The following is a 23,525-nucleotide window of genomic DNA, read 5'->3' as shown; positions in this document are numbered from 1 at the left end:
AAGACTGCATGAAAACCTGGTTCGCCATTCCGCTGTGGCAGCGTGTGATCGCCGCACTGATCCTCGGCGTGATCGTCGGCTTCGTCTGGGGACCGGGCGCGGAAAGCATCAAGATCATCGGCGATATCTTCATCGCCTTCATCAAAATGCTGGTCGTCCCGCTGATCTTCTTCAGCCTGGTCGCGGGCGTCGCGAGCATCGGCGACTTGCGCAAGCTCGGCAATGTCGGCTGGCGCGCGCTGCTGCTGTTCGTCGTCACCGGCCAGATCGCGGTGTGGCTGGGCCTAGCGATCGGCAGCTTCTTCACCCCCGGTTCGAGCATCGACGGAACCTCGATGGAACTCGACCAGGGCGCGCTCGAAAACGCGCAGGCGCGGCAGGAACAGGCGGTCACATTCCGCGACATGATCCTCGAAGTCGTGCCCGACAGCCCCGTACAGGTGATGGCGGACGTCAACGTCCTCCCGCTGATCGTGTTCTCGCTGCTGATCGGCGTCGGCATCCTGATGGCGAAGGAGGAGGGCAAGCCCGTCCTCGCGATCTTCGAAAGCGGCTCGGTCGTCATGCAGAAGGTCACCATGGTGGTGATGGAACTGACCCCGTTCGGCGTATTCGCGCTGATGGCGTGGGTTGCGGGTACGCTCGGCGTCGATGCGCTGCAGGCGCTCGGCCTGCTCGTGGCGCTGAACTATCTCGGCTGCCTCCTGATCATCGGGGTGATGTATTCGGCGATGATCAAGTTCCTCGCCAGGCTGCCGGTGATCGACTTCTTCCGCGGAATCGTCGACGCGATCGCGGTCAGCTACTCGACCGCCAGTTCGAACGCGACGCTGCCGGTCACGCTGCGCTGCGCCGAGCGGAACCTCGGCGTGTCGAACTCGGTCGCGGCCTTCGTGATCTCGCTCGGTGCGACGATCAACATGAACGGCACCGCGATGTATCTCGGCCTCGCCACGATCTTCGGCGCGCAGGCCTTCGGGGTCGACCTGTCGTGGAGCGACTATTTCATGATCTCGATCCTCGGCACGCTCGGCGCGATCGGCGCGGCGGGCATCCCGGGCGCGGGCCTGATCATGATGGTGCTGGTGTTCGGCGCGGTCGGCGTCCCGCTCGAAACCATCGCGCTGGTCGCGGGGATCGATCGTATCATGGACATGATGCGCACCACCACCAACGTCTCCGGCGACGCCGCCGTGGCGACCACGGTGGCCGCCATGACCGGCGAGCTGGACCGCGAGGAAATGATCTCCGCCGACGATGTCTAGGGCATGTCCAAACCCAAGACTCGGATCATGTATATCGAGGACAAGTCCGAAGGCTTGAATGGACCGGCGAGGATCGGGCGCGTCACTTTTTCGAAGTCCGGCCGCTCCGTGCATTACGGCGGCAGGACCTTTTCGAAGGTTGGTAATGGCTACAAGTTTAACCATGTCGCGGACGACAACGGGGACCATTTTTGGATCTCAGGTCCACGCAAGGACGGTCAGGATCGCCTCTATCCGCAAAGTTCGATGCCGATCGAAATCGATGCTGACGTCGCGGAAGAATACTGGCGAGAAATCAGGGGCAGGAAGGACTAACTACCGCCCCTTTGGCTTCTCCAGCACCTTCTTCCGGTAGCTGCACAGGTCCACGAGCTTACAGCGCCAGCACTCGGGCGTCCTCGCCTTGCAGACATAGCGACCGTGCAGGATCAACCAGTGATGCGCGTGGAGTCGAAAAGGCTGGGGAACGCGCTTTTCGAGCTTGGCCTCGACCTGCTCGGGCGTCTTGCCCTTGGCGAGCCCGGTGCGGTTGCCGACGCGGAAGATATGCGTGTCGACCGCGAAGGTCTCCTGCCCGAACCAGCAATTGAGCACGACATTGGCGGTCTTGCGCCCCACGCCGGGCAGACGGACGAGATCCTCGCGCGTATCGGGTACCTCGCCACCATATTCGTCGACCAGCAGCTGCGAGAGCGCGATCACGTTCCTGGCCTTGGAATTGAACAGGCCGATTGTCTTGATATGCTCCTTGAGCCCGTCCTCGCCCAGTTCGAGCATCTGTTGCGGCGTTTCGACCGCAGCAAACAGCGCCCGCGTCGCCTTGTTGACCCCCACGTCGGTCGCCTGCGCCGAGAGCGCCACCGCGACGACGAGCTGGTAGGCATTGCCGTATTCGAGTTCGGTCTCGGGCGCGGGGTCGTCCTCCGCCAGCCGCCGGAAGAACTCGAAGATCTGGTCCTTGGTCATCGTCTACAGGCCGAGCATATCGTCCATACTGTAGCGCCCGGCCTCGCGCTCTGTCAGCCACGCCGCGCCCTTGACCGCGCCGCGGGCGAAGATCGCGCGGTCCTCGGCGCGGTGGGAAAGGGTGATGCTTTCCTGCTCGCCGGCGAGGATCACGCTGTGGTCACCCGCCACCGTGCCGCCGCGCAGCGCGGCGAAACCGATCGCGCCTTCGCCGCGTTCGCCGGTATGGCCGTCGCGGCAGCGTTCGGAATTGGTATCGAGGTCGATCCCGCGCCCCTCGGCGGCGGCCTCGCCTAGCAACAGCGCGGTGCCAGAGGGCGCATCGACCTTGTGCCGGTGGTGCATCTCGACGATCTCGATGTCCCAGTCGGGCCCGAGCTTTGCCGCCGCCTGTTTGACGAGGGCTGCGAGCATGTTGACGCCGAGCGAGGTATTGCCCGTCTGCAGCACCGGGATCGCGCGCGCCGCGTTGTCGATTGCATCGTGATGGCAGCTCTCGAGCCCGGTGGTGCCGATCAGGATCGGGATCCCTGCGCCGATCGCAGCCTGGAGATTGCTCTTGAGCGCGCCGGGGGCGGAGAAATCGACCAGCACGTCGCACTTGTTCGACAGGTTTTCGAGGTTGTCGCCGCGATCCACGCCGCCCGCGCATTCATGCCCTTGCTCCTCGACCGCGCGCATCAGCGCCTGCCCCATCCGGCCCTCACTGCCGATAATGCCTATCCGTACCATTGCCATTCTCCCTCGCGGCGTGGTTCATGGGGGACATGGGAAATATCCGCAACATCGTGATCCTGACCGGCGCGGGGATATCCGCCGAAAGCGGCATCGATACCTTTCGCGGGGGCGGCGGGCTGTGGGAACAGCACAAGGTCGAGGACGTCGCCACGCCCGAGGCCTTCGCGCGCGATCCCGACCTCGTGCTGCGCTTCTACGACATGCGGCGCGAGGCGATCCAGACCAAGGAACCCAACCCGGCGCACGAGGCGCTGGCGCAGCTGGATTCCGGGTGGAAAGGCGAGCTGCTGATCGTCACACAGAACGTCGACGACCTGCACGAGCGCGCCGGCGCCAAGCGCGTGCTCCACATGCACGGCACCCACCTGAACGCCTGGTGCACCGCCTGCGACGTACGCACGCCGTGGCGCGACACGCTGGTCGAACGACCGCCATGCCCCGAATGCGGAGAGCGTGCGCTTCGGCCCGACGTCGTCTGGTTCGGCGAGATGCCCTACGAAATGGAGCGGATTTACGGCGCGTTGCGAGAGGCGGACCTGTTCGTCTCGATCGGCACGTCGGGCGCGGTCTATCCCGCCGCCGGCTTCGTACGCGAGGCGAGGGCGATGGGTGTGCGCACGCTCGAGCTCAATCTCGAACCGAGCCAGGGGACCGCATGGTTCGACGATGCGCGGCACGGGCAGGCCAGCAAGCTCGTCCCGCAGTGGGTGGACGAGGTTCTCTCGTCGTGATCGTCAGGTCCCGCGCGTATCGCCGAACAGGTGGATATGGAGACGGTCGCTCAGGCGATACCCGCGCTCGATGCAGAGCGAGGTGAGCCATTTTTCGCGGGCACGCAGCGTCTCGCTGTCCGTTCCCTCGGCCATCAGGAAGACCCGTGCGGGATCGATCGCGTAATGCGCCACCAGCGCATCGACCTCGGCAACGTCCTCGGGCGTGGCGATCACGAACTTGAAGAAAGCGCGCGGCTCCTGCGCCCAGTGCGAGAGGCGCTCGGGCACCAGCGCCAGTTCGGCCGGATTGCCGCTATGCGCGAGCTTGGGACTGACATTGTATTGGTCGATCAGCGGGTCGAGTGCAGGATGCGGCGGCGAGGTGCCGTTGGTCTCGATCTCGACCGTGAAGCCATCGAGTTGCTGCAGCATCTTCGCCAGTGCCGGGGCCTGCAGCGTCGGTTCGCCGCCGGTGAGGACCAGGCGGCGCGGGGCGAGGGCGGACACGCGCTCGGCCACCTCGGTCTCCGACAGCGTCAGCTGGTTTGACTTGCGTTCGTAAGTCTCGCCCGAGCGGTGGGGGCGCTCGTCTCCGGTGAAATGCCAGGTATAGGCGGTGTCGCACCAAACGCAGGCGAGGTTGCAGCGCGACAGCCGCACAAAGGTGCAGGGCACGCCCATGCTCGGACCCTCGCCTTGGACCGAGGCGAAAATTTCGGGCTCATGGAGAGCCTGGGTGGCGAGAACCAGCGACATGGCGCCCCCATATCGTGTTCCCCTGCCGAGAACGAGCCGAAATGCCATCGATTGCCCGTTCGTCCGATTACAAGTGTAGTTGATCGAGTCCGGCTGGAGATCGCGCGGCGCACGGTCCTAGGTCAGGCTGCAATCAAGCAAGGAGTGAGAGGATGACACGCAAGATGTTGGCGATACTGCTCGGCGCGTGCGCGCTGGTCGCAGGACCCACCGTGATCGCGATGGAGCAGGCTGACCGCGAGACCGACGAAGCGGAGCGCGAAGCGAAGGAAGCAGCCCGCGAGGCCCGCGAAGCGGCGCGCGAAGCGGCCGAAGAGGCGCGCGAGGCTGCACGCGAAGCCGCCGAAGATGCACGCGAGGCGGCGCGGGAAGCGGCCGAGGAAGCGCGCGAGGCGGCCGTGGAACTGCGCGAAGTCGATCTCGAAATCGCCGAGGGTATGCGCAGCGGTGCCGAAGCCATGCGCGAGGGTGCCGACGAGATGGAACGCGGGGCCGACGAAATGGCCGAATATGCCCGCAAGCTGCGCAATCGCGATTTCCGCCTCTCCGAGGTCGAGCGCATCAACGCGCAGGAGAATCGCGGTTACGGCGAAAAGAAGCCGATCACCGAGCAGGACCTGATCGATTCGATCCCCAAGCTCGAACAGGGCGCCCAGAAGATGCGCGCCGGGGCCGGGAACATGCGCAAGGGTGCCGACCGCATGGCGCGCCGCGCTACCGACGGCTAGGGCTCACCCCCCCCCCCCACCGACGCCGATGAACCCTATCCGAGCCGCCCGAGCGCGGCTCGGAGACGTTCGATCTCCGCCGTGTGGTGCGCGTGGTCGGCGCGCGCCTTCTCGACCGCTTCGGGCTTGGCCTTTTCGACGAATTTGGCGTTGCCGAGCCGCCCCTCGAGTGCCTTGGCTTCCTTCTCGCTCGCCGCCAACGCCTTGGTGAGACGGGCCTTCTCGGCATCGATGTCGATCAGCCCTTCGAGCGGGACGATATAGGCGTCGCTCCCGGCCGCGACCTGCATCGACGCGCCGGCGGGCGCGGCGGTGCGATGCACGGCGGAGAGGCGCGCCACGCGTTCGAGCGCCGCGGCCTGGTTGTCGAGCACGCTCGCGCCGGTGTCCGAAGGGCTTTCGATCCACGCTTCGAGCTTCGCGCCCGGCGGCAGGCCGAGCTCGTTCTTGGCCGATCGCAGCGCGGTGGTGAGCGCAATCACGTAGTCGATCTCGGCCTTCGCCTGCGCATCCACTTCAGCCTGCGGATCGGGCCATTTGGCGGTGATCAGCGGGTAGTCCGCGCGGTCGCCGAGCAGGCTCCACAGCTCTTCGGTGACGAAGGGCATGAAAGGATGGAGCATGACGAGAATCTGGTCGAGCGCCCAGCCAGCGACGGCCCTGGTCTCGTCGTCGATATTGCCCTTGATCAGCTCGAGGTACCAGTCGCAGAACCGGTCCCACACGAAGTGGTAGAGCGTGTTTGCGGCGGCATCGAAGCGCAAATCGGCCAGCGCCTTGTCGAGCGTAGCCTGCGTCTCGATCACCTCGCCCACGATCCAGCGATTGACCGCGTGGTTGGCCTCGGGCGCGGCGATGGTCTTGCTCGCGGTGATCCCGTTGGACTGGCAGAAACGCGCCGCGTTCCACAGCTTGGTCGCGAAATTGCGATAGCCCTCGACCCGGCTGTTATCCATCTTGATGTCGCGGCCCTGGCTTTCCATCGCGGCCATGAAGAAGCGCAGCGCATCGGCACCGTACTGGTCGATCAGGCCGAGCGGATCGACGACATTGCCCTTCGACTTGGACATCTTCTGCCCGTCGGGCGCGCGCACGAGGCCGTGGAGATAAAGCCGCGGCCACGGGTTCTGGCCGGTCAAGTGGCGGCCCATCATCATCATCCGAGCATCCCAGAAGAACAGGATGTCGAAGCCGGAAATCAGCAGGTCGTTGGGATAGTGCTTGTCGACGAGCGCGGTCTCGTCGGGCCAGCCGAGCGTGGCGAACGGCCACAGCGCGCTGGAAAACCAGGTGTCGAGCACGTCGTCGTCGCGGGTAAGCTCGACACCTTCGCCGGCCTTGGCCTGCGCCTCTTCCTCGGTCATCGCTACATAGGCATTGCCCTCGGCATCGTACCACGCCGGGATCCGGTGGCCCCACCAGAGCTGGCGGCTGACACACCACGGCTGGATGTTCTCCATCCAGTTGAAGAATGTCTTTTCCCAGCTCTTCGGGACGATCTCGACCTCGCCGGACTTCACCGCCGCGATCGGTGCGGCGGCGAGCTGTTCGGCGTCGACATACCACTGGTCGGTCAGCCACGGCTCGATCACCACGCCGCCGCGATCGCCGAAGGGGGTCGCGATCTGGCGCGGTTCGGCGTCGTGCTCGATCCGCTCGCCATCCTTCTCGACCACGTGCGGGATCAGATGGCCGCTGTCCTTGAGGCGCTGGACGACAAGTTCGCGCGCGCCGTCGGTTCCGTCGCGCTTGAAGCGGTGGAGGCCGAGATATTCCTCGGGCACCATGCCGTCGGCGGTCTGGCAGACATTGGCATCGGCATCGAGCATGTTGAGCATGTCGGCGGGCGCGATGCCCGCGCGCTTGCCGACCTCGAAATCGTTGAAATCGTGGCCCGGGGTGATCTTGACGCAACCCGAACCGAGTTCGGGATCGGCGTGTTCGTCGGCGACGATCGGCACCTTGCGCCCGGTGATCGGCAGGATCACATGCTTGCCGACCACGCTCTTGTAACGCTCGTCGGTGGGATGCACCGCGACCGCCATATCGGCGAGCATGGTTTCCGGGCGCGTGGTCGCGACTTGGATGAAGTCCGCCCCGCTATCGAGCGTGACGCCGTCCTCGAGCGGATAGCGGATGTGCCAGAAGCTGCCGGGAATGGTCTGCTGTTCGACCTCGAGGTCGCTGATCGCGGTCTTGAGCTTCGGGTCCCAGTTGACCAGCCGCTTGTCGCGGTAGATCAGCCCGTCCTCGTGCAGCCTGACGAAGGTCGTCAGCACCGCCTTGGAAAAGTGATCGTCCATCGTGAACTGCTCTCGCGACCAGTCCATCGAGCAGCCGAGGCGGCGCAGCTGGCCGGTGATCTGGCCGCCGCTTTCGTCCTTCCATTCCCAAACCTTGTCGACGAACTCCTCGCGCGAATAATTGGTGCGCTTGTCCTGCTTCGCCTCGAGTTGGCGCTCGACCACCATTTGCGTCGCGATCCCGGCATGGTCGACCCCGACTACCCACAGCGCATCCTTGCCGCGCAGCCTTTCGTAGCGCACCACGATGTCCTGCAGCGTGTTGTCGAGCGCATGGCCGATATGAAGGCTGCCCGTGACATTGGGCGGCGGGTTGACGATGGTGAAGGCTTCGGCCTCACCGCGCTCGGGCCGGAACAACCCGTGCTCTTCCCATTGGGCATACCACTTCGCCTCGATCGCTGCGGGATCGAAAGTGCGGTCAATCGTTTCGTTGTTGTGCTCGCTCGACATGCGGGGGCAATGGCAAAGGGTGCAATCGGGCGCAATAGCGGCGTTCGCACTTGTGACGGGGCGGCTTTTCGCCCACACGAGAGGGTGCAATGCGCGAGTGGGCGGAATACGATATCCATGAAGGGGACGGGGGCGAGAGCGGCGCGGGCAGTCGCATCGTGCTCAGCGGACCGATGCGTGTCGATTCGATCGGCCTGATCGAGCGCGATCTGCGCAATTACGACGGCCATCTCGCGACGATCGATATCTCGGCGGTCGACGACATCGACACGGTCGGCGCGTGGATCGTCTCGCGGCTGGCCGACGAACACGATGCCGAGATCGAGGGCGCCAACGACACCGCCCAACGTCTCTTGAAAGCCGTCGAGGTTGCCGAGGGCGACGCCAAGGTGCACCCCGATCGTGCGCCGCTGGTCGAACGCGTGCTCTACGGCGCGGGTGAATACGTGCAGGACTGGGGCAAGGGCACGATCGGGCTGCTGTCCTTCCTCGGCCGGATCGTGCTCGCCTTCGGATCGATCATCCGCCATCCGCGGCGCTTCCCGATGCGCGCGATCGTGCGGCAGATGGAACTGGTCGGCGTCAACTCGCTCGGCATCATCGGGTTGATGAGCTTCCTGATCGGCGTAGTGATCGCGCAGCAGGGCGCGGCGCAATTGTCGCAATTCGGCGCCGAATCGCTGACGGTGAACCTCGTCGGGCGCATATCCTTGCGCGAACTCGGCGTGCTGATGGCGGCGATCATGGTCGCGGGCCGTTCCGGCTCTGCCTTCGCCGCGCAGATCGGGACGATGAAGCTGACCGAGGAAATCGACGCGATGCGCACGATCGGTATCTCGCCGACCGAAAAGCTGATCATCCCGCGGTTGATCGCGTGCACGGTGATGATGGTGTTCGTCGGCTTCTATGCCGCGGTGATGTCGATCATCGGCGGGGCGGCGATCTCGGACCTGATGCTCGACCTCAACTTCACCAGCTTCCTTGCACGTGTGCGCGATGTGGTGCCGACCTACGATCTGTGGGTCCTGCTGATCAAGGCGCCGGTCTTCGGCCTGATCGTCGCGTTGCTCGGCTGCTACCAGGGGATGCAGGTCGAGAACAACGCCGAGGAAGTGGGCAAGCGGACCACCCAGGCGGTGGTGTTCGGCATTTTCTTCGTGATCGTGGTCGACGCGATCTTTGCGGTGTTTTTCACCAGCGTGGGGTGGAAATGAGCGACCCGCTCGACAGGATCGACGAGCGCGCGGTCGCGCGGCAGGACGATTACGGCGAATACCCCATTCGCGTGCGTGGCCTGCGCAACGCCTTCGGCGAGCAGGTGGTGCACGACAATTTGTCGCTTGACGTCAGGAAGGGCGAAATCCTCGGCGTGGTCGGCGGTTCGGGCACCGGCAAGTCGGTGCTGATGCGCTCGATCATCGGGCTGCAGACCCCGCAGGAGGGCGAGATCGAGGTGTTCGGCCGCAACATCCTCGAGGCCGATCCAGACGAGATCATCGGGATCCGCGATCGCTGGGGCGTGCTGTTCCAGGGCGGGGCGCTGTTCTCCACGCTGACGGTGGGCGAGAACATCCAGGTCCCGCTCAAGCAGTATTATCCCGAACTCTCCCCCGAGCTGCTCGACGAGATCGCCCACTACAAGGTCAAGCTCGCCGGGCTGCCCGAAGAGGCGCTCGGCAAGTATCCGTCGGAACTGTCGGGCGGGATGAAGAAGCGCGCCGGGCTCGCCCGGGCGCTTGCGCTCGATCCCGAATTGCTGTTCCTCGACGAGCCGACCGCGGGGCTCGACCCGATCGGTGCGGCGGCCTTCGACAAGCAGACCGAGGAATTGTCCGAAACGCTTGGTCTCACCGTGTTCCTGATCACGCACGACCTCGATACGCTGCACGAGATCTGTGACCGGGTGGCGGTGCTGGCGGACAACCAGGTGATCGCGGTCGACACGGTCACCAACCTGATGGATCTCGATCACCCGTGGATCCAGGAATATTTCAAGGGCCCGCGCGGCCGGGCGGCGCTCACCGCGCAAGCGCTCGACGAATTGCGCCGGGCAATGGACAAGCCCGTGGCGGGCGAGGCATAGGGCAGGGCAATGGAAACGCGTGCAAACTACATATGGGTCGGAGCGGTCACGCTGGCATTGCTGGCGGCGCTGGGCCTGTTCATCGTCTGGCTCGCGCAGATCAACGACGGCTCGAAACGGCAATACGACATCTTCTTCCCGCAGAGCGTCGACGGGCTGGCTAACGGATCGCCGGTCTCGTTCTCGGGCGTGCCCGCGGGCGAGGTCAAGCAGATCGAGCTGTGGCCCGAGGACCCGAGCAAGGTGCGCGTGCGGATCGAGGTCAATGACGACATCCCGATCCGCCAGGGCACCGAAGCCTTCGTCCAGGGCAGTTTCACCGGGATCTCAACCATCCAGCTGACAGGCGCGCAGGCCAACACCCCGCCGATCACCAAGCTCGGTCCCGAGGGCAAGCCCGTGATCCCGCCGCGCCAGGGCGGTCTCGGCGCGATCCTGTCGAATGCGCCCGAAGTGCTCGAGAAATTGTCGACCCTCACCGAGCGGCTGACCGAACTGCTCAATCCGGAGAACCAGAACACGCTCGCCGGGATCCTGCGCAACACCGAGCGCCTGTCCGACAGCCTCGCCGACCAGTCGCCGATGATCACCGCGACGATGGAAGAACTGAACCGCACCCTCGCGCAGGCGGGCGCGACGCTGGCCCAGTTCGAACAGGTCGCCGGGTCGACCGACCGCATCCTCAACCAGGAAGGCGCGTCGGTCGCGCAGGAATTGCGCCGGACGCTGGCCAAGGCACGCGAGACCGCCGACACGCTCGACGCGACCCTCGAGAGCATCCAGCCGGCCGCCAAGCGCGTCAACGAATCGACGCTTCCCGCCGCCGAGGCCGCGATCAAGGACCTGCAGGCGACCACGCGCGCGCTGCGGCAACTGACCGAGCGGATCGAACAGCAGGGCGCGAGCGGACTCCTGTCGAGCCCGCCGCTGCCCGATTACGAGCCTTAAGGAGCCGAGCCGAACCATGCGTATCCCTCTCATCCGCCTCGCTCCGCTGGCCGCGCTGCTCGCGCTGTCGGGCTGCATCAGTTTCGGCGAGGACCCGCCACCCACGCTGTTCAACCTCACGCCGGCGACTCCCGAATCGCAGACCGAGATCACCGGGAGCGTCGAGAACGCGCTGATCGTCGAGGAGCCCTCGACCAGCCAGCGGCTCGCGGTGACGCGGGTCCCGGTGCAGGTAGACGCGTCGAATGTCGCCTACCTGCAAGACGCGATGTGGGTCGAACGGCCGACGCGGTTGATGCAGGCGCTGATCGCCGAGACGGTGCGGGCGCGCAGTGGGCGGGTCGTGTTCGAAGGCGACGATACCGATGCATCCGGCGGGACGCTGCTCTCGGGCCGCCTGCTCGAAATGGGTTACGACGCGCGCGACGGATCGGTGATCGTGCGGTTCGACGCGCTGCTCCACCGCGAAGGGCAACAGACGGTCGCGCGTCGGTTCGAATCGCGGATCCCTGGCATTGCGCCCGAGGCGAATGCCGTCGGACCCGCTCTCAACCGGGCGGCCAACGACGTCGCCGGCCAGATCGCGGACTGGATTTCGGGCTAGGCGCTAGCGCCGCGCGAGCCGCGCGAAGTCGAACGCCTGCCTGAAGTTCGCGCGGCGCTCGGCGCGGCGCTCTTCGGCTTCCTCGTCCTTGCCCCAGAGGTCGGCCTGCCAGCTCTCCTCGAGCTCGGCCGCATCCCACAGCCTGTCGGGATCGGCATCGTCGTCGATTGCGGCGAGGGCGACGCACAGCGATGCCGCGAGCGAAGTCATCATGTCGACCGCCGCGAGTTCGAGCGGGGGAAGGGCGGCGAGGCGGCGCCGTAGCGCCTCGATCGTGTCGTCCGAGGGTGGGCGTGCGACCACCCCGCTGACGCGTTCTAGCCGGATCCCCTCGCGCGCTTCCAATGCGGCGACGAGCGGCTCCCATACCTCCTGCTGTCGCTTGAACAGCGCATCCTCGGGATCGGCGCGATAACACAGCGTATCGGTCTCGGCGTAGCGCAGCAGCCGGTCGACGGTAGCGCCGGGATCGGGGGCGACATTGTCGATTGCGTGGTCGACCAGGTCGCGCAGGACGAAGCCCTTCGGATCGATCTTGTTTCCCTGTGCTGCCCATTCGGCGGCCATCGCCTCGCCCAGTCGCTGCGAATGCACCACCTGCGCGCGGCCGCCCTGCGTCTTGACCGCGCGGCCGTCGAGCATGACCTGCCAGCCGCCTTCGACCGCCTGCGCCTCGGCTGTCTCGTAGAACCTTTTCACGACTTCGGCGTGCGCCAGCGGCGATAGAGGACCAGCGGGACGAAGAAGAAATCGGCCATCCCGACGATCACCATCACCCAGGCGTAAGTCCGGTCGAGGTCGATCCGGCCCGACAATGCGATCATCCCGAAGATGATGAGCACCGCCCCGGACAGGCGGGTGAGACTGATCAGCATGTGGCGATTGCGCGCCTGTCGCTCATCCATCGAGCAGCTCCTTCAGTTCGTTCGTATCGGCGACCACGCGTTCGGCCCCGGCATCGATCAGCTCGTCGGGTGCATGATAGCCCCAATCGACCCCGATCGCGCGCGCGCCGATCTGGCGTGCCATCGCCATGTCGTAGCTGGTGTCGCCGATCATCACGCAGCTCTGCGCGAGGCAATCGTCCATCGCGTTGCGCAGCATAGCGGGATCGGGCTTGGACGGGTTGCGGTCGGCGGTCTGGAGCGAGCTGAACAGATCGGAAAGACCGTGCGTTTCGAGCGTGTGCTTCAGGCCGCGCATCGACTTGCCGGTCGCGACCGCGAGCTGCCACCCGCCCGCATGAAGCCCGGTCAGCAATTCGGCGATCCCGTCATAGAGCGGCTCGACCACGGCGTTGCGTTCGCGCGCCGCGCGAAACGCGTCCTTGTAGGCTTCGACCAGAGCATCGCGGCGTGTGGCCCCGGCGTCGGGGAACAGCGAGAGCATCGCCGATGGCAGGCTCAGCCCGACCGAGCGGCGGGTATGGTTGGGGTCGGGCAGCGGCTCGCCAAGGGCGCTGCAGGCGGCGGCCATCGCCTCGACCACCGCGGCCTGCCCGTCGACCAGCGTGCCGTCGCAATCGAATACAGCGAGACGGACCACATCGCTCATCGCGCAGCCCTCACGATGCCAGCGTCCGCATCAGGTGCGCGATCGCGCCCGCGCCCTGTTCGTCGAGCCGGTCGGCGATCCGCGCGCGCACTCTTTCGGGCTTGCCCTGGTGCAGCTTGATCGTCTCGCGCCACGCCTTCACTTCCATCTCGAAGCCGGTGATACCGCGCACCAGCTTGTCGATATGGGCGGGATCGGCCTCGGCCATCCGCCAGGGTTCGCCGTCTGCGATGCGGGCTTCGTGGCGGCCCGTCAGGTCTTCGAGATGCGCGCGCAGGCCTTCCTCGGCCATCTGCCGCACCGGGCCCTCCATTTCGACAGCCAGGTAGTCCCAGGTGGGAACGTGGCTGTTCGGCTCGTCGTACCAGCGCGCCGAGACATAGGTGTCGGGTCCGTTGACCACCGCCAGCGCGGTTGCTCCATCGAGATGGCGCGCGAGCCCGTTGGCCTTGGCCATGTGGAACTGGATCGCGCCGTCGCGGGTGGAGACGATCGGGACATGCGCCACGCGCGGCCCGTCCGGGGTACTCGCGAAGACCGTGCCGAAGCCGACCTGCTCGACGATGTCCTCGCGCAGCGCACGATCTGCGTGGCGGTAGGCAGGGTTGGGATGCACTATCTCCGCTTGCCTTTCGGATTGCCGGGCTTGCCCTTCTTCTTCGCCGGTTTCGAGGTCACACGCGAGCGGCGTTCGCCGCGGCGGGCCTTGCGATACTGCTTGGCATGCGCCTTGGCCTTGGCCTTCTTCGCCTCTTTGGTGGGCGGCGGCGGCGACCAGTCCATGATCTCCTCGCCCAGCGACAGGTCGAAACCCATAGCTTCCATCGTCTGCGCGAAATGTTCGGGCAGCGGGGCGACCACGTCGATCGTCTTGCCGCCCGGCGCGCCGATGATCAGGCGCCGCGCATGCAAGTGCATCTTGCGGCTGATCTGGCCGGTCAGCATCGCGTCCTGCCCGCCATATTTTCCGTCGCCCACGATCGGGTGGCCGATCGCTTCCATATGCGCGCGAAGCTGGTGGGTACGGCCGGTGAGCGGGTGCAGCTCGACCCATGCGGCCTTGTTGCCCGCGCGCTCGATCACGCGATAGCGCGTCTTGGCCGGCTGGCCCTCGGGATCATGGTGCATGCGCTCGCCGTGACTGCCCGGCTGCTTGGCCAAGGGCGCGTCGATCAGGCCTTCCTTCTCCTCGGGAATGCCGACCACCAGCGCCCAGTACACCTTGGTCGCGCTGCGCCCGGAGAAGCGCTTGGAAAAGAACGCCGCGCTGCCCGGCGTGGCGGCGGTCAGCAACACGCCGCTGGTATCCTTGTCGAGCCGGTGGACGAGGCGCGGGCGCGGGTCGTCCTCGCTGTCGCGAAACGCGTCGAGCAGCCGGTCGACATGCTTGGTCATGCCGGTGCCACCCTGCGTCGCGAGACCGGGCGGCTTGTTGAGCACGATCGCCGCGCGGTCGCGGTGGATCACCATCGCTTCGGCGTCGGCGACCTCCTGCTCGGTCAGTTCGACCCGGCGCGGGCCCTTGCGCTTGGGATCGCGCCCGCCCGGGGGGACGCGGATTTCCTGGCCGGTGGCGATGCGATCGTCGGGCTTGGCGCGCCCGCCATCGACCCGCACCTGCCCGGTGCGCGCCCAGCGCGAGACGGTGGCGAAGCCTATTTGCGGCAGGTGCCGCTTGAACCAGCGGTCGAGCCGGATGCCGTCATCGTCGGCCGCGACCGTGTAGGTGCGGACTTCGTCCTGCTTGTCGCGCTCGATGCTCATGCCGCGATCCTCAATCCGGCGAACAGCGCGAGGACGCCCGCCGCCACCGATCCGCCAATATAGAGCGCGGCGAGCCCCGCTTGGCCGCGTTCGATCATCAGGGCGCTTTCGAGGCTGAAGGCGCTGAATGTGGTGAAGCCGCCCAGCAGCCCGACCGCGAGCAGCAGCCGCAGGTGCTGCCCGCCTTCTCCGTGCCGTGCCAGCCAGCCGACGAGGATGCCCAGCGCCATGCTGCCGGCGATATTTGCGACGAGCGTGCCCCAGGGGAACGGATGGCCCGCGCCGATCGCGCGGCCAAGCCAGTAACGCGCCGCGGCACCGGTGCCGCCTCCCAGCGCGACGAGCGCGGTTGCGGTGAAGGGAGAGGGGGAAGCCATGGCGCTGCCCTATATACTAGCCTGCCGCCGCGTCACCCCCGCGCGGACGTTTTGGAGGGGTTTGGGGTTGCATTTTCGCCTGCGAATGCCTATTTGCGCCACCGCTTAGCCGTTCCGTGTACGGATTCGGCCCGATTTTCATGGCTTAGATATAGGGCGCACCCCACATTTTCGAGTGGGCTCTCGCCTTTCAGTGAGGTGTTTGAATTTATGCAAATCATGGTTCGCGATAACAATGTCGACCAGGCCCTGCGCGCGCTCAAGAAGAAGCTGCAGCGCGAGGGGGTGTATCGCGAAATGAAGCTGCGCCGTCACTATGAAAAGCCGAGCGAAAAGCGCGCCCGTGAAAAGGCTGCCGCCGTGCGCCGCGCGCGCAAGCTCGAACGCAAGCGGCTGGAACGCGACGGTTCGTAAGACACCGCGCTTGCACTCGCACCATTGATACGCCAATCGGGGCGCGAAGGGGCAGACCTTTCGCGCCCCGTTTGTTTTTCGCCGTATTTATCAGGACGCTCTTGTCATGACCGAAGTCACCCGCGTGCCGTTGCAGCCCATCGCCAAGGGGTCGCTGCTCAAGCTCTGGATCGGCATCGCGATCGCCGTGCTCGCCGCCGCGGGCCTCGCCTGGGCGGCGCAGCCCAAGGGATTGAAGCTCGAGGTCATCGAGGAAGGCATGGGTCCGACCGCCGAGATCGGCCAGGTCGTGTTCGCGCGCTATACCGGTCGCCTGCCCGACGGAACGACCTTCGACGAATCGCAGGATTTCCCGATTCCCGAATCGATCCTGCCCGGCGGCACGCCCTTCGCGGTCGAGGAAGGCGCGACCATCCCCGGCTTCTTCGAAGGCCTCCAGCAGGTGAAGAAGGGCGGCAAGTACACGCTCTATATCCCCGCCGAGAAAGCTTATGGTTCCGCGCCGCCCCCCGGATCGCCGATCCCGGCCGATAGCGACCTCGTGTTCGACCTCGAAGTGGTCGACATCCTCGAACGCGCCGATGTCGAACAGCGCTTCCAGGCTGCGCAGCAATTCATGATCGCGCAGCAGGCCCAGCAGGGCGAGGGCGAAGCCCAGGCGCCGGCACCCGCCCCGACCGAATAGGCCATGGCGAAACCGAGCACGCGCGCGCACCTGCATTCCGAATGGGCGCTGCGCCCGTGGGTGCTGGCCGGCCTGCTCGGCCTCGCCGGGCTGGTCGTCCACCTGCTGACCGACCATGCCGAGGACAGCGGCCTCCGCATGGCGCTGGCCGCGCTGGCGGGCTTCGGCGCGCTTGCTTTCGCCTTCACGCTCGATCGCGATCGCTGGAGCGAACCGGCGATCTACGCCGCTATCGTCGGCCTCGTGATCGGCGGGCTGGTGTGGCGCGCAGTGGGCCGGGCGGACGACCTCGCGGCCGAGGAATACGGGATCTGGGCCGGTATCTTCGCCGCCGGGCTCTCGCTCCCGCTGTTCCAGGCCGGCTTCCATCGCCGCCGTTGGCGTACCTCCTACGCCGATACGCACTATCACGTGTGGACCGACGCGATCAGCGCGGGCGGCGCGCTGGCCTTCACCGGCCTGTCGTGGATCGTGCTGTTCCTCGTCAGCCAGCTGCTCGACCTCGTCGGCATCCCGCTCGACGAACTGATCGACGATTCGTGGTTCGGCTGGACTTTCTCGGGTGCGGCCTTCGGCGCGGCGCTCGGGGTGTTGCGCAACCAGCTGAAGATCATCGGCACGCTCCAATCGCTGGTGCTGACCGTGTTCAGCCTTCTCGCGGTGCCGGTGGCGCTCGCGGTGGTGGTGTTCCTCGCCGCGGTCTTGGTCTCCGGGCCGGGCGTGCTGTGGGACGCGACCGACAGTGCCACGCCGCTGCTGCTCGCGATCGCCGCCGGTAGCTTCGTGCTCGCCAACGCCGTGATCCGCGACGATCCGCGCGGCATGAGCGCCAATCCCGCCATGCGCATCGCGGCGCGCGTGCTTGCGCTCGGCATCCTCCCGCTGACGGTGTTCGCCGCGATCTCGATGGGGCTGCGGATCGGCCAACACGGGCTCAGCCCCGAACGCTTGTGGGGACTCGCCGCGATCGTCGTCGCGGTCGCCTATGGCGTGGCCTATTTCATCGATACGGTGCGCGGCTGGAAGGCCGCTTGGCCGGACCGCCTGCGCGCCTCGAACCTCAAGCTCGCCGTGGGCACCGCCGCCTATGCGCTGCTGCTGGCGCTACCGCTATTCAATTTCGGCGCGATCAGCGCATCGAACCAGCTCGCGCGGCTCGAAACCGGTGCGGTGCCGGTCGATGCGTTCGACTTCGACGCGCTCAAATGGGATTTCGGTGCGCCCGGGCGCGAAGCGCTACAGGGTCTCGCCGCCTCGGTCGATGCGCAGGTTTCGCGCGCCGCCAAGCAGGCGCTCGCGCGGCAATCGCGACCCTACGAGCCCTATCGCGACGGATCGGATCGGCGCGACATCGGCGAGGAGCGGGTCGCGAACCTGCAGATCGTCGGTGGCGACGAAGCGCTTCGCTCGGCGATCCGCGACTTTGTCGGCGATAGCGGGATCATGTGCCGCCGCGCCTGCCGCGCCGTAGTCGTCGGCCCCCGGGGCGAGGGCACGCATGTGATCCTGACCGACGGCCGCCGGATCGACCACCTCGTGTTCGATGCCGAAGGGATCGCGCGAGAGATGAGCAACCGCGCCGGGCGGCTCGAGCGCGGCCTGGTGCCACCGGCGCCCGGCGCCGATGTTGCGGACGATGCGATCGAAATCCGTCCCTATTCCGGCCGCCAGCTTTATATCGACGGCAAACCGGTCGGCGACCCCTTCGAATAGGCCCGGAGACGGGCATGTCCCCGCTTGAAGCGCGGCCCCCGCGCGGCTAGTGCGCTGGCATGTCCGTAGACACGAAACAGGTGGCGAAAATCGCCTCGCTGGCGCGCATCGCGATGAGCGATGCCGAATGCGAGAAGATGGTGCCCGAACTCAACAATATCCTCGACTGGGTCGAACAGCTCGGCGAGGTCGACGTGACCGGTGTGGAGCCGATGACGGCGGTGATCCCCAACACGCTGCGCATGCGCGACGACGTCGTGAACGCCGACCCCAAGACCGGCGGCGACCGGCGCGAGGACGTGCTCGCGAATGCGCCCGTGGCCGAACACGGCTTCTTCGGCGTGCCCAAGGTGATCGAATGACCGACCTCACGCAACTCGGCATCAAGGCCATCCGCGACGGCGTCGCCGACGGCACCTTCACCGCGCGCGAAGTGACCGAGGCGTTCAACGCCGCGGTCGCCGCTGCCGATCCATTGAACGCCTTCCTCGTGAAGACGCCCGAACGCGCGCTCGAAGCAGCCGATGCTGTCGACGCCAGGCGTGCGAAGGGCGAAGACCTCGGCAAGATGGGCGGCGTGCCGATCGGCATGAAGGACCTGTTCTGCACTCAAGGCGTCGAAACCACCGCGGCGAGCATGATCCTCGGCGGCTTCACCCCGACCTATGAGAGCACGGTCTCGCAGAACCTGTGGGATGCGGGCGCGACCATGCTGGGCAAGCTCAACATGGACCAGTTCGCGATGGGCTCGTCGAACGAGACCAGCGCGTTCGGAAACGTGATTTCGCCGTGGCGCAAGAGCGACGGCGGCAACGCCGCGCTTGCGCCGGGTGGCTCCTCGGGCGGTTCGTCGGCGGCAATCGCGGCGCGGCTGTGCCCGGCGGCGACCGGCACCGACACCGGCGGCTCGATCCGCCAGCCCGCCGCCTTCACCGGCATTTCGGGCATCAAGCCGACCTATGGCCGCTGCTCGCGCTGGGGCACGATCGCCTTCGCCTCGAGCCTCGACCAGGCCGGGCCGATGGCGCGCGACGTCACCGATTGCGCGATCATGCTGGGTGCGATGGCGGGGTTCGATCCGAAGGATGCGACCAGCCTCGACTTGGCCGTGCCCGATTGGGAAGCCGCGCTGTCCGACGATCTCAAGGGCAAGCGCGTCGGCATTCCGCGCGAATACCGGATGGAGGGCACCGACCCGCAAATCCTCGAAAGCTGGGAGCAGGGCAAGGCGTGGCTCAAGGATGCCGGCGCCGAGATCGTCGACATCTCGCTCCCGCACACCAAGTATGCGCTGCCCGCCTATTACATCATCGCGCCCGCAGAAGCCTCGTCCAACCTCGCGCGCTATGATGGCGTGCGCTACGGGTTGCGGGAGCTGCCAGAGGGTGCCGGGCTGCAGGACATGTATGCCGCGACCCGGGCCGAAGGCTTCGGCGACGAGGTCAAGCGCCGCGTGATGATCGGCACCTACGTGCTCAGCGCGGGCTTCTACGACGCCTATTACACGCAGGCGCAGAAGGTCCGCACGCTGGTGGCGCGCGATTTCGAGCAGGCGTGGGACAAGTGCGACGTGATCCTCGCCCCGACCTGCCCGACCGCGAGCTTCGCATTGGGCAGCCTCGATGACGATCCGCTGACGATGTATTTGAACGACGTCTTCGCTGTCCCCGCCAGCCTTGCGGGCCTGCCTGCGATGAGCGTGCCGTGCGGCCTCAACGGTGACGGTCTGCCGCTGGGCCTCCAGCTGGTCGGCAAGCCGTTCGACGAGCAGGGCGTGCTCAACGCAGGCCTCGCGATCGAGAAACGCGCCGGGTTTACCGCCCAGCCGGAGAAGTGGTGGTCATGAGCAAGTATACGATCCAGGGCGCCACGGGCGAATGGGAGGTCGTGATCGGCCTCGAAGTCCACGCGCAGGTCACGTCGAACGCCAAGCTGTTTTCGGGCGCCTCCACCGCCTTCGGGGCTGAGCCCAATTGCAACGTCTCCCTCGTCGATGCGGCGATGCCGGGCATGCTGCCCGTGCCCAATCGCGAATGCATCCGCCAGGCGGTGCGCACCGGCATGGCGATCAAGGCGCAGATCAACAAATATTCGCGCTTCGACCGCAAGAACTATTTCTATGCGGACCTGCCGCAGGGCTACCAGATTTCGCAGCTCTACCACCCGATCGTGGGCGAGGGGCAGCTGGTGATCGACGCCGACGAGAAGGCGGGGATACCCGAAGACAAGGTCATCGGGATCGAGCGCATCCATGTCGAACAAGACGCGGGCAAGCTGATGCACGACCAGCATCCGACCATGTCCTATGTCGATCTCAATCGCAGCGGCGTGGCGCTGATGGAAATCGTCTCGCGCCCCGACATGACCTCGCCCGCCGAGGCCGGGGCCTATGTCCGCAAGCTGCGCTCGATCCTGCGCTATGTCGGCTCGTGCGACGGCAATATGGAAGAAGGCTCGATGCGCGCCGACGTCAACGTCTCGGTGCGCAAGGTCGGCGACAGCGAATTGGGCACGCGGACCGAGACGAAGAACGTCAACTCGGTGCGCTTCGTCCAGCAGGTCGTCGAATACGAGGCGCGCCGCCAGGTCGACGTGCTCGAGGACGGCGGCACTGTCGATCAGGAAACGCGCCTGTTCGATCCGGGAACCGGCACCACGCGCATCATGCGTTCGAAGGAAGACGCGCACGATTACCGCTACTTCCCCGATCCCGACCTGCTGCCGCTCGAGCTCGAGGACGACTTCCTCGAGGAATGCCGTGCTTCGCTGCCCGAACTCCCCGATGCCAAGCGCGCGCGCTACATCGACGAGCTCGGCCTCACCGAATACAATGCCCGCGAACTGACCGCCGAGGTCGAGACCTTCGCCCGGTTCGAGAACCTGCTGGCGGCCACCGCCAGCGGGATCGGCAAGCCCGAGAAGGACGTCGCGACGCAGGTCGCCAACTGGGCGCTCTCGGTCGCTCCGGGGATCATCAAGTCGCTCGGCGAGGAGGCCAACCCGGCCCATGCCACCGCCGAAGCGCAGGCGAGCATCCTCGACATGCAGGCCAAGGGCGAGATCTCGGGCGGGCAGGCGAAGGAAATCTTCGAGATCGTGCTCAAGACCGGCCGCGAGCCGGAAGAGATCGCCGAGGCGGAGGGCCTCAAGCAGGTCTCCGACACCGGCGCGATCGAAGCCGCGATCGACGAGATCCTCGCCAATAACGAGGACAAGGTCGAGCAGTACAAGGGCGGCAAGGACAAGCTGTTCGGCTTCTTCGTCGGCCAGACGATGAAGGCGATGCAGGGCAAGGCCAATCCGGCGGTGGTCAACCAAATCCTGAAGGACAAGCTCGGCTGATCCGACCGTGACCGAGCCGAAACCCAGCATCGTCCTCGTCGAGCCCGAGATACCCGGCAATACCGGGGCGGTCGGGCGCACCTGCGTGGCGCTCGACATGGAGCTGGTGCTGATCCACCCGCTCGGTTTCGATATCTCGGACAAGCGCGTGAAGCGTTCCGGGCTCGACTACTGGCAGCATATCCGGCTGGTCGAATTCGCCAGCTGGCATGCCTTCCTCGCCGAACGCAGCCCACGCACCGACCAGCTGTTCCTGTTCGAGGAATTCGCCGAGACGAGCTTCTACGATCCCGACTATCCGGACGACGCCTATCTCGTCTTCGGCAAGGAGACCACGGGCATCCCCGCCCACATCGTCGAGGCCCATGCCGAGCGACTGGTGAAGCTGCCGATGCGCTCGTCGCAGATCCGTTCGCTCAACCTCGCGAACACGGTCGCGGCGGCGGCGTACCAGGCGCTGCGCGGCAAATTGTAGTCGCGCCTTAGGCGGACGTCGTCCCGAGCCAGATGATCAGCGCCACCGCGACCACCGCGCCCGCGCCCTTCGACGCCACGCCGAGCCAGAAATTGAGCGGCAGCTCCTTGCGCGAATAGTCGTGCAGTTCGTGCGCCATCTGGCCGCGATCGTGCTTGAGGTCGGCGTAGACCGAGTAGAGGCAGCCGGCTCCTACCAGCGTCAGGAAGATCGTGGCGATCGTGACGAAGCTCTCGTCCATATTAGCCCTTTTCCGTGGTGATCGGGTCCGGTCCTGCCAGTCCCCGATCCACCACCGTCGCGGTGGTCGCGTGCGCGGTGACGTGGAGCACGGTCTTGAAGATGTCGGGGATCGTCTCGACCACGAGCAGCACGACGATGAATTCCATCGGGATGCCGACCAGCGCGGCGATCGGCGCGTAGAAGGCGACGAAGGTTGCGGCGCTGGGGATGCCCACGAGACTCATCTCGAGCACGATGCCGAGCAGGCCGACCGTCACCAGCAGCGCGATGCCCAGCGGCGGCAGGTCGTAGACCGCCGCGGCATAGCTCGCGATGAATATCCCGCTCGCGGGTGCAATCATGCGGAAGATCACCGCCGAGAGCGGCACCGCGACGTCGGTCGCCTCGGCGCTGACGCCCATCTCGCGCGCGGCCTTGATCGTCAGCGGCATGCACCCGGTCGAGCTCTGCGTGCCGAAGGCGACCGACTGCACCGGCAGCATCGCGCTGGCGAAGCGGCGCAGCGGAATTCGGCCGAGCAGCCGGGCGACGAGGTAGATCGCGGCGATGAACACCAGCACCTGCGTCACCGCGAGCGCGATGTAATGCGCGAGCCCGGCGAAGATATCGGCGCCGTGCTCCTGCGTCGTCGGGAGGATCAGCAAGGCCACCCCGATCGGCGCGAGCCGCAGCACCCAGCCGACGATGATGAACACCGTGTCGGCCAGCCCGGTCAGCCCGGCCGAGAGCGCCTGCTTGCCGTCGCCGTCCTCGAGCCGCGCGAGCGCCGCGCCGAACACAAGCGAGAAGAACAGCACCGGCAGCAGCGTCCCGCCGGCCATCGCGGCGACGATATTGGTCGGGACGATGGCAAGGAAGGCCTCGGCCCATTCGGGGCTTTCGGCGGGGACGCCCTGGCCCGCCATCGCGCGCATCGACTGCGCCATCTCGGCAGTGATCGGGAAGAGTTCGAGCAGGGTCAGCGTGTACAGGATGCCGAGCGGCACGGCCAGCAGGTACAGCCCGATAATGGTGACGAACGAACGCCGCGTGGTGCGCCCGCCGCCGCCCAGCGCCTGCGAGCGGATGAACAGCGTCGAAAGCAATGCGAAGACCAGCGGCAGGATCGTCATCTGCAGCGCCTGGAGCCACAGGCGGCCGCCGAGCGAGAGCGCGGCGACGGTTTCGTCGACCTGCGCATTGGTGCCTGCGCGCGGGAGCAGCAACCCGGCCACGGCGCCGATCGCGAGGCCCACGAGGATCTGGACCGCGAGCGGCACCTTCTTCAATCTGTCGAGCATCGATGCCCCTCTCGAATGGAAAAGCGAGCTTGGGGTCGCGGCGAAACGAAAGCAACCGTCGCGACGGCCTCGCATCCACGAAAAAGGGCCGCCGGATCGCTCCGACGGCCCCGATTTCAAG

At 66.3% G+C, this 23,525-nt stretch carries 27 protein-coding genes; 15 read left to right on the top strand and 12 right to left on the bottom strand.

From position 1 onward, the window contains the following. The first annotated feature begins 8 nt into the window (after positions 1-8). Both IEW49_RS09625 and IEW49_RS09620 read left to right on the top strand, forming a co-directional pair. Positions 9-1,265, top strand: coding sequence for a dicarboxylate/amino acid:cation symporter (locus IEW49_RS09625; protein WP_188642472.1), 1,257 nt, complete (start codon positions 9-11; stop codon positions 1,263-1,265). A 3-nt stretch (positions 1,266-1,268) separates the two neighbouring features. Beyond that, positions 1,269-1,580: a 1-deoxy-D-xylulose-5-phosphate synthase gene (locus IEW49_RS09620; protein WP_188642471.1), complete on the top strand. Its 312-nt coding sequence runs from the start codon at positions 1,269-1,271 to the stop codon at positions 1,578-1,580. On the opposite strand, the gene nth is transcribed toward IEW49_RS09620, so the two are convergent. Together nth and dapB are read right to left on the bottom strand one after the other, a co-directional pair. After that, complete coding sequence (gene nth / locus IEW49_RS09615) at positions 1,581-2,231, bottom strand: endonuclease III (protein ID WP_188642470.1); 651 nt, start codon at positions 2,229-2,231, stop codon at positions 1,581-1,583. A gap of 3 nt (positions 2,232-2,234) precedes the next feature. Next, on the bottom strand, positions 2,235-2,963 hold the full coding sequence (dapB, locus tag IEW49_RS09610; RefSeq protein ID WP_188642469.1) for a 4-hydroxy-tetrahydrodipicolinate reductase: 729 nt from the start codon (positions 2,961-2,963) through the stop codon (positions 2,235-2,237). A gap of 35 nt (positions 2,964-2,998) precedes the next feature. Here dapB and IEW49_RS09605 point away from each other — a divergent pair, with 35 nt between their 5' ends. Beyond that, positions 2,999-3,700, top strand: coding sequence for an NAD-dependent deacylase (locus IEW49_RS09605; RefSeq protein WP_188642468.1), 702 nt, complete (start codon positions 2,999-3,001; stop codon positions 3,698-3,700). A 3-nt stretch (positions 3,701-3,703) separates the two neighbouring features. Here IEW49_RS09605 and IEW49_RS09600 read toward each other — a convergent pair whose 3' ends face one another. Further along, positions 3,704-4,438, bottom strand: a complete 735-nt coding sequence (locus tag IEW49_RS09600) for a 7-carboxy-7-deazaguanine synthase QueE (protein WP_188642467.1) — start codon at positions 4,436-4,438, stop codon at positions 3,704-3,706. A 152-nt stretch (positions 4,439-4,590) separates the two neighbouring features. On the opposite strand from IEW49_RS09600, the gene IEW49_RS09595 reads away from it, so the two are divergent. After that, positions 4,591-5,166: a hypothetical protein gene (locus tag IEW49_RS09595; protein ID WP_188642466.1), complete on the top strand. Its 576-nt coding sequence runs from the start codon at positions 4,591-4,593 to the stop codon at positions 5,164-5,166. 35 nt (positions 5,167-5,201) lie between these two features. On the opposite strand, the gene IEW49_RS09590 is transcribed toward IEW49_RS09595, so the two are convergent. Then, positions 5,202-7,922 carry a valine--tRNA ligase gene (locus IEW49_RS09590; RefSeq protein ID WP_188642465.1) on the bottom strand — a complete coding sequence of 907 codons (2,721 nt, stop codon included), beginning with the start codon at positions 7,920-7,922 and terminating at the stop codon, positions 5,202-5,204. A gap of 89 nt (positions 7,923-8,011) precedes the next feature. On the opposite strand from IEW49_RS09590, the gene IEW49_RS09585 reads away from it, so the two are divergent. From IEW49_RS09585 to IEW49_RS09570, 4 genes are read left to right on the top strand one after another with little or no spacing between them, the layout of a single operon-like run. Further along, positions 8,012-9,136: an MlaE family ABC transporter permease gene (locus tag IEW49_RS09585; protein WP_188642464.1), complete on the top strand. Its 1,125-nt coding sequence runs from the start codon at positions 8,012-8,014 to the stop codon at positions 9,134-9,136. Further along, complete coding sequence (locus tag IEW49_RS09580; protein WP_188642463.1) at positions 9,133-10,005, top strand: ABC transporter ATP-binding protein; 873 nt, start codon at positions 9,133-9,135, stop codon at positions 10,003-10,005. Before IEW49_RS09585 ends, IEW49_RS09580 begins: the two co-directional genes overlap by 4 nt. A gap of 9 nt (positions 10,006-10,014) precedes the next feature. Next, complete coding sequence (locus tag IEW49_RS09575) at positions 10,015-10,953, top strand: MlaD family protein (protein WP_188642462.1); 939 nt, start codon at positions 10,015-10,017, stop codon at positions 10,951-10,953. A 16-nt stretch (positions 10,954-10,969) separates the two neighbouring features. Then, positions 10,970-11,557 carry an ABC-type transport auxiliary lipoprotein family protein gene (locus tag IEW49_RS09570; protein ID WP_188642461.1) on the top strand — a complete coding sequence of 196 codons (588 nt, stop codon included), beginning with the start codon at positions 10,970-10,972 and terminating at the stop codon, positions 11,555-11,557. 3 nt (positions 11,558-11,560) lie between these two features. Here IEW49_RS09570 and IEW49_RS09565 read toward each other — a convergent pair whose 3' ends face one another. From IEW49_RS09565 to crcB, 6 genes are read right to left on the bottom strand one after another with little or no spacing between them, the layout of a single operon-like run. Continuing rightward, positions 11,561-12,256 carry an ATP12 family protein gene (locus IEW49_RS09565; protein WP_188642460.1) on the bottom strand — a complete coding sequence of 232 codons (696 nt, stop codon included), beginning with the start codon at positions 12,254-12,256 and terminating at the stop codon, positions 11,561-11,563. Then, a complete protein-coding gene (locus IEW49_RS09560; RefSeq protein ID WP_188642459.1) occupies positions 12,253-12,462 on the bottom strand; it encodes a hypothetical protein in 210 nt (69 codons plus the stop codon). Before IEW49_RS09560 ends, IEW49_RS09565 begins: the two co-directional genes overlap by 4 nt. Beyond that, on the bottom strand, positions 12,455-13,111 hold the full coding sequence (locus tag IEW49_RS09555; protein WP_188642458.1) for an HAD-IA family hydrolase: 657 nt from the start codon (positions 13,109-13,111) through the stop codon (positions 12,455-12,457). Before IEW49_RS09555 ends, IEW49_RS09560 begins: the two co-directional genes overlap by 8 nt. Positions 13,112-13,121: 10 nt before the next feature. Further along, a complete protein-coding gene (locus IEW49_RS09550; RefSeq protein ID WP_188642457.1) occupies positions 13,122-13,727 on the bottom strand; it encodes an FMN-binding negative transcriptional regulator in 606 nt (201 codons plus the stop codon). Then, positions 13,727-14,875, bottom strand: coding sequence for an RluA family pseudouridine synthase (locus tag IEW49_RS09545; protein ID WP_188642456.1), 1,149 nt, complete (start codon positions 14,873-14,875; stop codon positions 13,727-13,729). Before IEW49_RS09545 ends, IEW49_RS09550 begins: the two co-directional genes overlap by 1 nt. Then, complete coding sequence (gene crcB, locus IEW49_RS09540; RefSeq protein ID WP_188642455.1) at positions 14,872-15,252, bottom strand: fluoride efflux transporter CrcB; 381 nt, start codon at positions 15,250-15,252, stop codon at positions 14,872-14,874. The genes IEW49_RS09545 and crcB overlap by 4 nt, the downstream gene beginning before the upstream one ends. A gap of 210 nt (positions 15,253-15,462) precedes the next feature. Here crcB and rpsU point away from each other — a divergent pair, with 210 nt between their 5' ends. The 7 genes from rpsU to IEW49_RS09505 all read left to right on the top strand — a co-directional run bounded on the left by rpsU (position 15,463) and on the right by IEW49_RS09505 (position 21,881). Then, positions 15,463-15,666: a 30S ribosomal protein S21 gene (gene rpsU, locus IEW49_RS09535; RefSeq protein WP_188642454.1), complete on the top strand. Its 204-nt coding sequence runs from the start codon at positions 15,463-15,465 to the stop codon at positions 15,664-15,666. A gap of 106 nt (positions 15,667-15,772) precedes the next feature. Next, entirely contained in the window at positions 15,773-16,351 is a 579-nt protein-coding gene (locus IEW49_RS09530; RefSeq protein ID WP_188642453.1) for an FKBP-type peptidyl-prolyl cis-trans isomerase, read from the top strand. A 3-nt stretch (positions 16,352-16,354) separates the two neighbouring features. Beyond that, on the top strand, positions 16,355-18,064 hold the full coding sequence (locus IEW49_RS09525) for a DUF4153 domain-containing protein (protein ID WP_188642452.1): 1,710 nt from the start codon (positions 16,355-16,357) through the stop codon (positions 18,062-18,064). A gap of 59 nt (positions 18,065-18,123) precedes the next feature. Further along, a complete protein-coding gene (gene gatC, locus IEW49_RS09520; protein ID WP_188642451.1) occupies positions 18,124-18,426 on the top strand; it encodes an Asp-tRNA(Asn)/Glu-tRNA(Gln) amidotransferase subunit GatC in 303 nt (100 codons plus the stop codon). Then, complete coding sequence (gene gatA, locus IEW49_RS09515; RefSeq protein WP_188642450.1) at positions 18,423-19,910, top strand: Asp-tRNA(Asn)/Glu-tRNA(Gln) amidotransferase subunit GatA; 1,488 nt, start codon at positions 18,423-18,425, stop codon at positions 19,908-19,910. Before gatC ends, gatA begins: the two co-directional genes overlap by 4 nt. Beyond that, positions 19,907-21,406, top strand: coding sequence for an Asp-tRNA(Asn)/Glu-tRNA(Gln) amidotransferase subunit GatB (gene gatB, locus IEW49_RS09510; RefSeq protein WP_188642449.1), 1,500 nt, complete (start codon positions 19,907-19,909; stop codon positions 21,404-21,406). Before gatA ends, gatB begins: the two co-directional genes overlap by 4 nt. A 7-nt stretch (positions 21,407-21,413) precedes the next feature. Beyond that, positions 21,414-21,881, top strand: a complete 468-nt coding sequence (locus tag IEW49_RS09505; RefSeq protein WP_188642448.1) for a tRNA (cytidine(34)-2'-O)-methyltransferase — start codon at positions 21,414-21,416, stop codon at positions 21,879-21,881. Between the two features lie 7 nt (positions 21,882-21,888). Here the strand turns inward: IEW49_RS09505 and IEW49_RS09500 are convergent, their stop codons facing one another. Further along, positions 21,889-22,122, bottom strand: coding sequence for a hypothetical protein (locus IEW49_RS09500; RefSeq protein ID WP_188642447.1), 234 nt, complete (start codon positions 22,120-22,122; stop codon positions 21,889-21,891). Position 22,123: 1 nt separating this feature from the next. After that, the gene (locus IEW49_RS09495; RefSeq protein ID WP_188642446.1) at positions 22,124-23,404 is read right to left on the bottom strand and encodes a dicarboxylate/amino acid:cation symporter; all 1,281 of its coding nucleotides are present in this window, start codon (positions 23,402-23,404) and stop codon (positions 22,124-22,126) included. Positions 23,405-23,525: the final 121 nt, after the last annotated feature.

The sequence above is a fragment of the Pseudoblastomonas marina genome (genome assembly GCF_014641655.1).
GTDB lineage: Bacteria > Pseudomonadota > Alphaproteobacteria > Sphingomonadales > Sphingomonadaceae > Alteriqipengyuania_A > Alteriqipengyuania_A marina.
This window is presented reverse-complemented; position numbering and strand designations above follow the sequence as displayed.

What these genes read in the sequence shown, in the direction of transcription:
- IEW49_RS09625 (WP_188642472.1), top strand. Translation starts at nt 9, where the DNA reads ATGAAAACCTGGTTCGCCATTCCGCTGTGGCAGCGTGTGATCGCCGCA.
- IEW49_RS09530 (WP_188642453.1), top strand. Translation starts at nt 15,773, where the DNA reads ATGACCGAAGTCACCCGCGTGCCGTTGCAGCCCATCGCCAAGGGGTCG.
- IEW49_RS09575 (WP_188642462.1), top strand. Translation starts at nt 10,015, where the DNA reads ATGGAAACGCGTGCAAACTACATATGGGTCGGAGCGGTCACGCTGGCA.
- gatC (WP_188642451.1), top strand. Translation starts at nt 18,124, where the DNA reads ATGTCCGTAGACACGAAACAGGTGGCGAAAATCGCCTCGCTGGCGCGC.
- IEW49_RS09590 (WP_188642465.1), bottom strand. Translation starts at nt 7,922, where the DNA reads ATGTCGAGCGAGCACAACAACGAAACGATTGACCGCACTTTCGATCCC.
- IEW49_RS09605 (WP_188642468.1), top strand. Translation starts at nt 2,999, where the DNA reads ATGGGAAATATCCGCAACATCGTGATCCTGACCGGCGCGGGGATATCC.
- IEW49_RS09595 (WP_188642466.1), top strand. Translation starts at nt 4,591, where the DNA reads ATGACACGCAAGATGTTGGCGATACTGCTCGGCGCGTGCGCGCTGGTC.
- gatA (WP_188642450.1), top strand. Translation starts at nt 18,423, where the DNA reads ATGACCGACCTCACGCAACTCGGCATCAAGGCCATCCGCGACGGCGTC.
- IEW49_RS09570 (WP_188642461.1), top strand. Translation starts at nt 10,970, where the DNA reads ATGCGTATCCCTCTCATCCGCCTCGCTCCGCTGGCCGCGCTGCTCGCG.
- nth (WP_188642470.1), bottom strand. Translation starts at nt 2,231, where the DNA reads ATGACCAAGGACCAGATCTTCGAGTTCTTCCGGCGGCTGGCGGAGGAC.
- IEW49_RS09545 (WP_188642456.1), bottom strand. Translation starts at nt 14,875, where the DNA reads ATGAGCATCGAGCGCGACAAGCAGGACGAAGTCCGCACCTACACGGTC.
- IEW49_RS09495 (WP_188642446.1), bottom strand. Translation starts at nt 23,404, where the DNA reads ATGCTCGACAGATTGAAGAAGGTGCCGCTCGCGGTCCAGATCCTCGTG.
- IEW49_RS09525 (WP_188642452.1), top strand. Translation starts at nt 16,355, where the DNA reads ATGGCGAAACCGAGCACGCGCGCGCACCTGCATTCCGAATGGGCGCTG.
- crcB (WP_188642455.1), bottom strand. Translation starts at nt 15,252, where the DNA reads ATGGCTTCCCCCTCTCCCTTCACCGCAACCGCGCTCGTCGCGCTGGGA.
- dapB (WP_188642469.1), bottom strand. Translation starts at nt 2,963, where the DNA reads ATGGTACGGATAGGCATTATCGGCAGTGAGGGCCGGATGGGGCAGGCG.
- IEW49_RS09580 (WP_188642463.1), top strand. Translation starts at nt 9,133, where the DNA reads ATGAGCGACCCGCTCGACAGGATCGACGAGCGCGCGGTCGCGCGGCAG.
- gatB (WP_188642449.1), top strand. Translation starts at nt 19,907, where the DNA reads ATGAGCAAGTATACGATCCAGGGCGCCACGGGCGAATGGGAGGTCGTG.
- IEW49_RS09555 (WP_188642458.1), bottom strand. Translation starts at nt 13,111, where the DNA reads ATGAGCGATGTGGTCCGTCTCGCTGTATTCGATTGCGACGGCACGCTG.
- IEW49_RS09500 (WP_188642447.1), bottom strand. Translation starts at nt 22,122, where the DNA reads ATGGACGAGAGCTTCGTCACGATCGCCACGATCTTCCTGACGCTGGTA.
- IEW49_RS09620 (WP_188642471.1), top strand. Translation starts at nt 1,269, where the DNA reads ATGTCCAAACCCAAGACTCGGATCATGTATATCGAGGACAAGTCCGAA.
- IEW49_RS09585 (WP_188642464.1), top strand. Translation starts at nt 8,012, where the DNA reads ATGCGCGAGTGGGCGGAATACGATATCCATGAAGGGGACGGGGGCGAG.
- IEW49_RS09560 (WP_188642459.1), bottom strand. Translation starts at nt 12,462, where the DNA reads ATGGATGAGCGACAGGCGCGCAATCGCCACATGCTGATCAGTCTCACC.
- IEW49_RS09600 (WP_188642467.1), bottom strand. Translation starts at nt 4,438, where the DNA reads ATGTCGCTGGTTCTCGCCACCCAGGCTCTCCATGAGCCCGAAATTTTC.
- rpsU (WP_188642454.1), top strand. Translation starts at nt 15,463, where the DNA reads ATGCAAATCATGGTTCGCGATAACAATGTCGACCAGGCCCTGCGCGCG.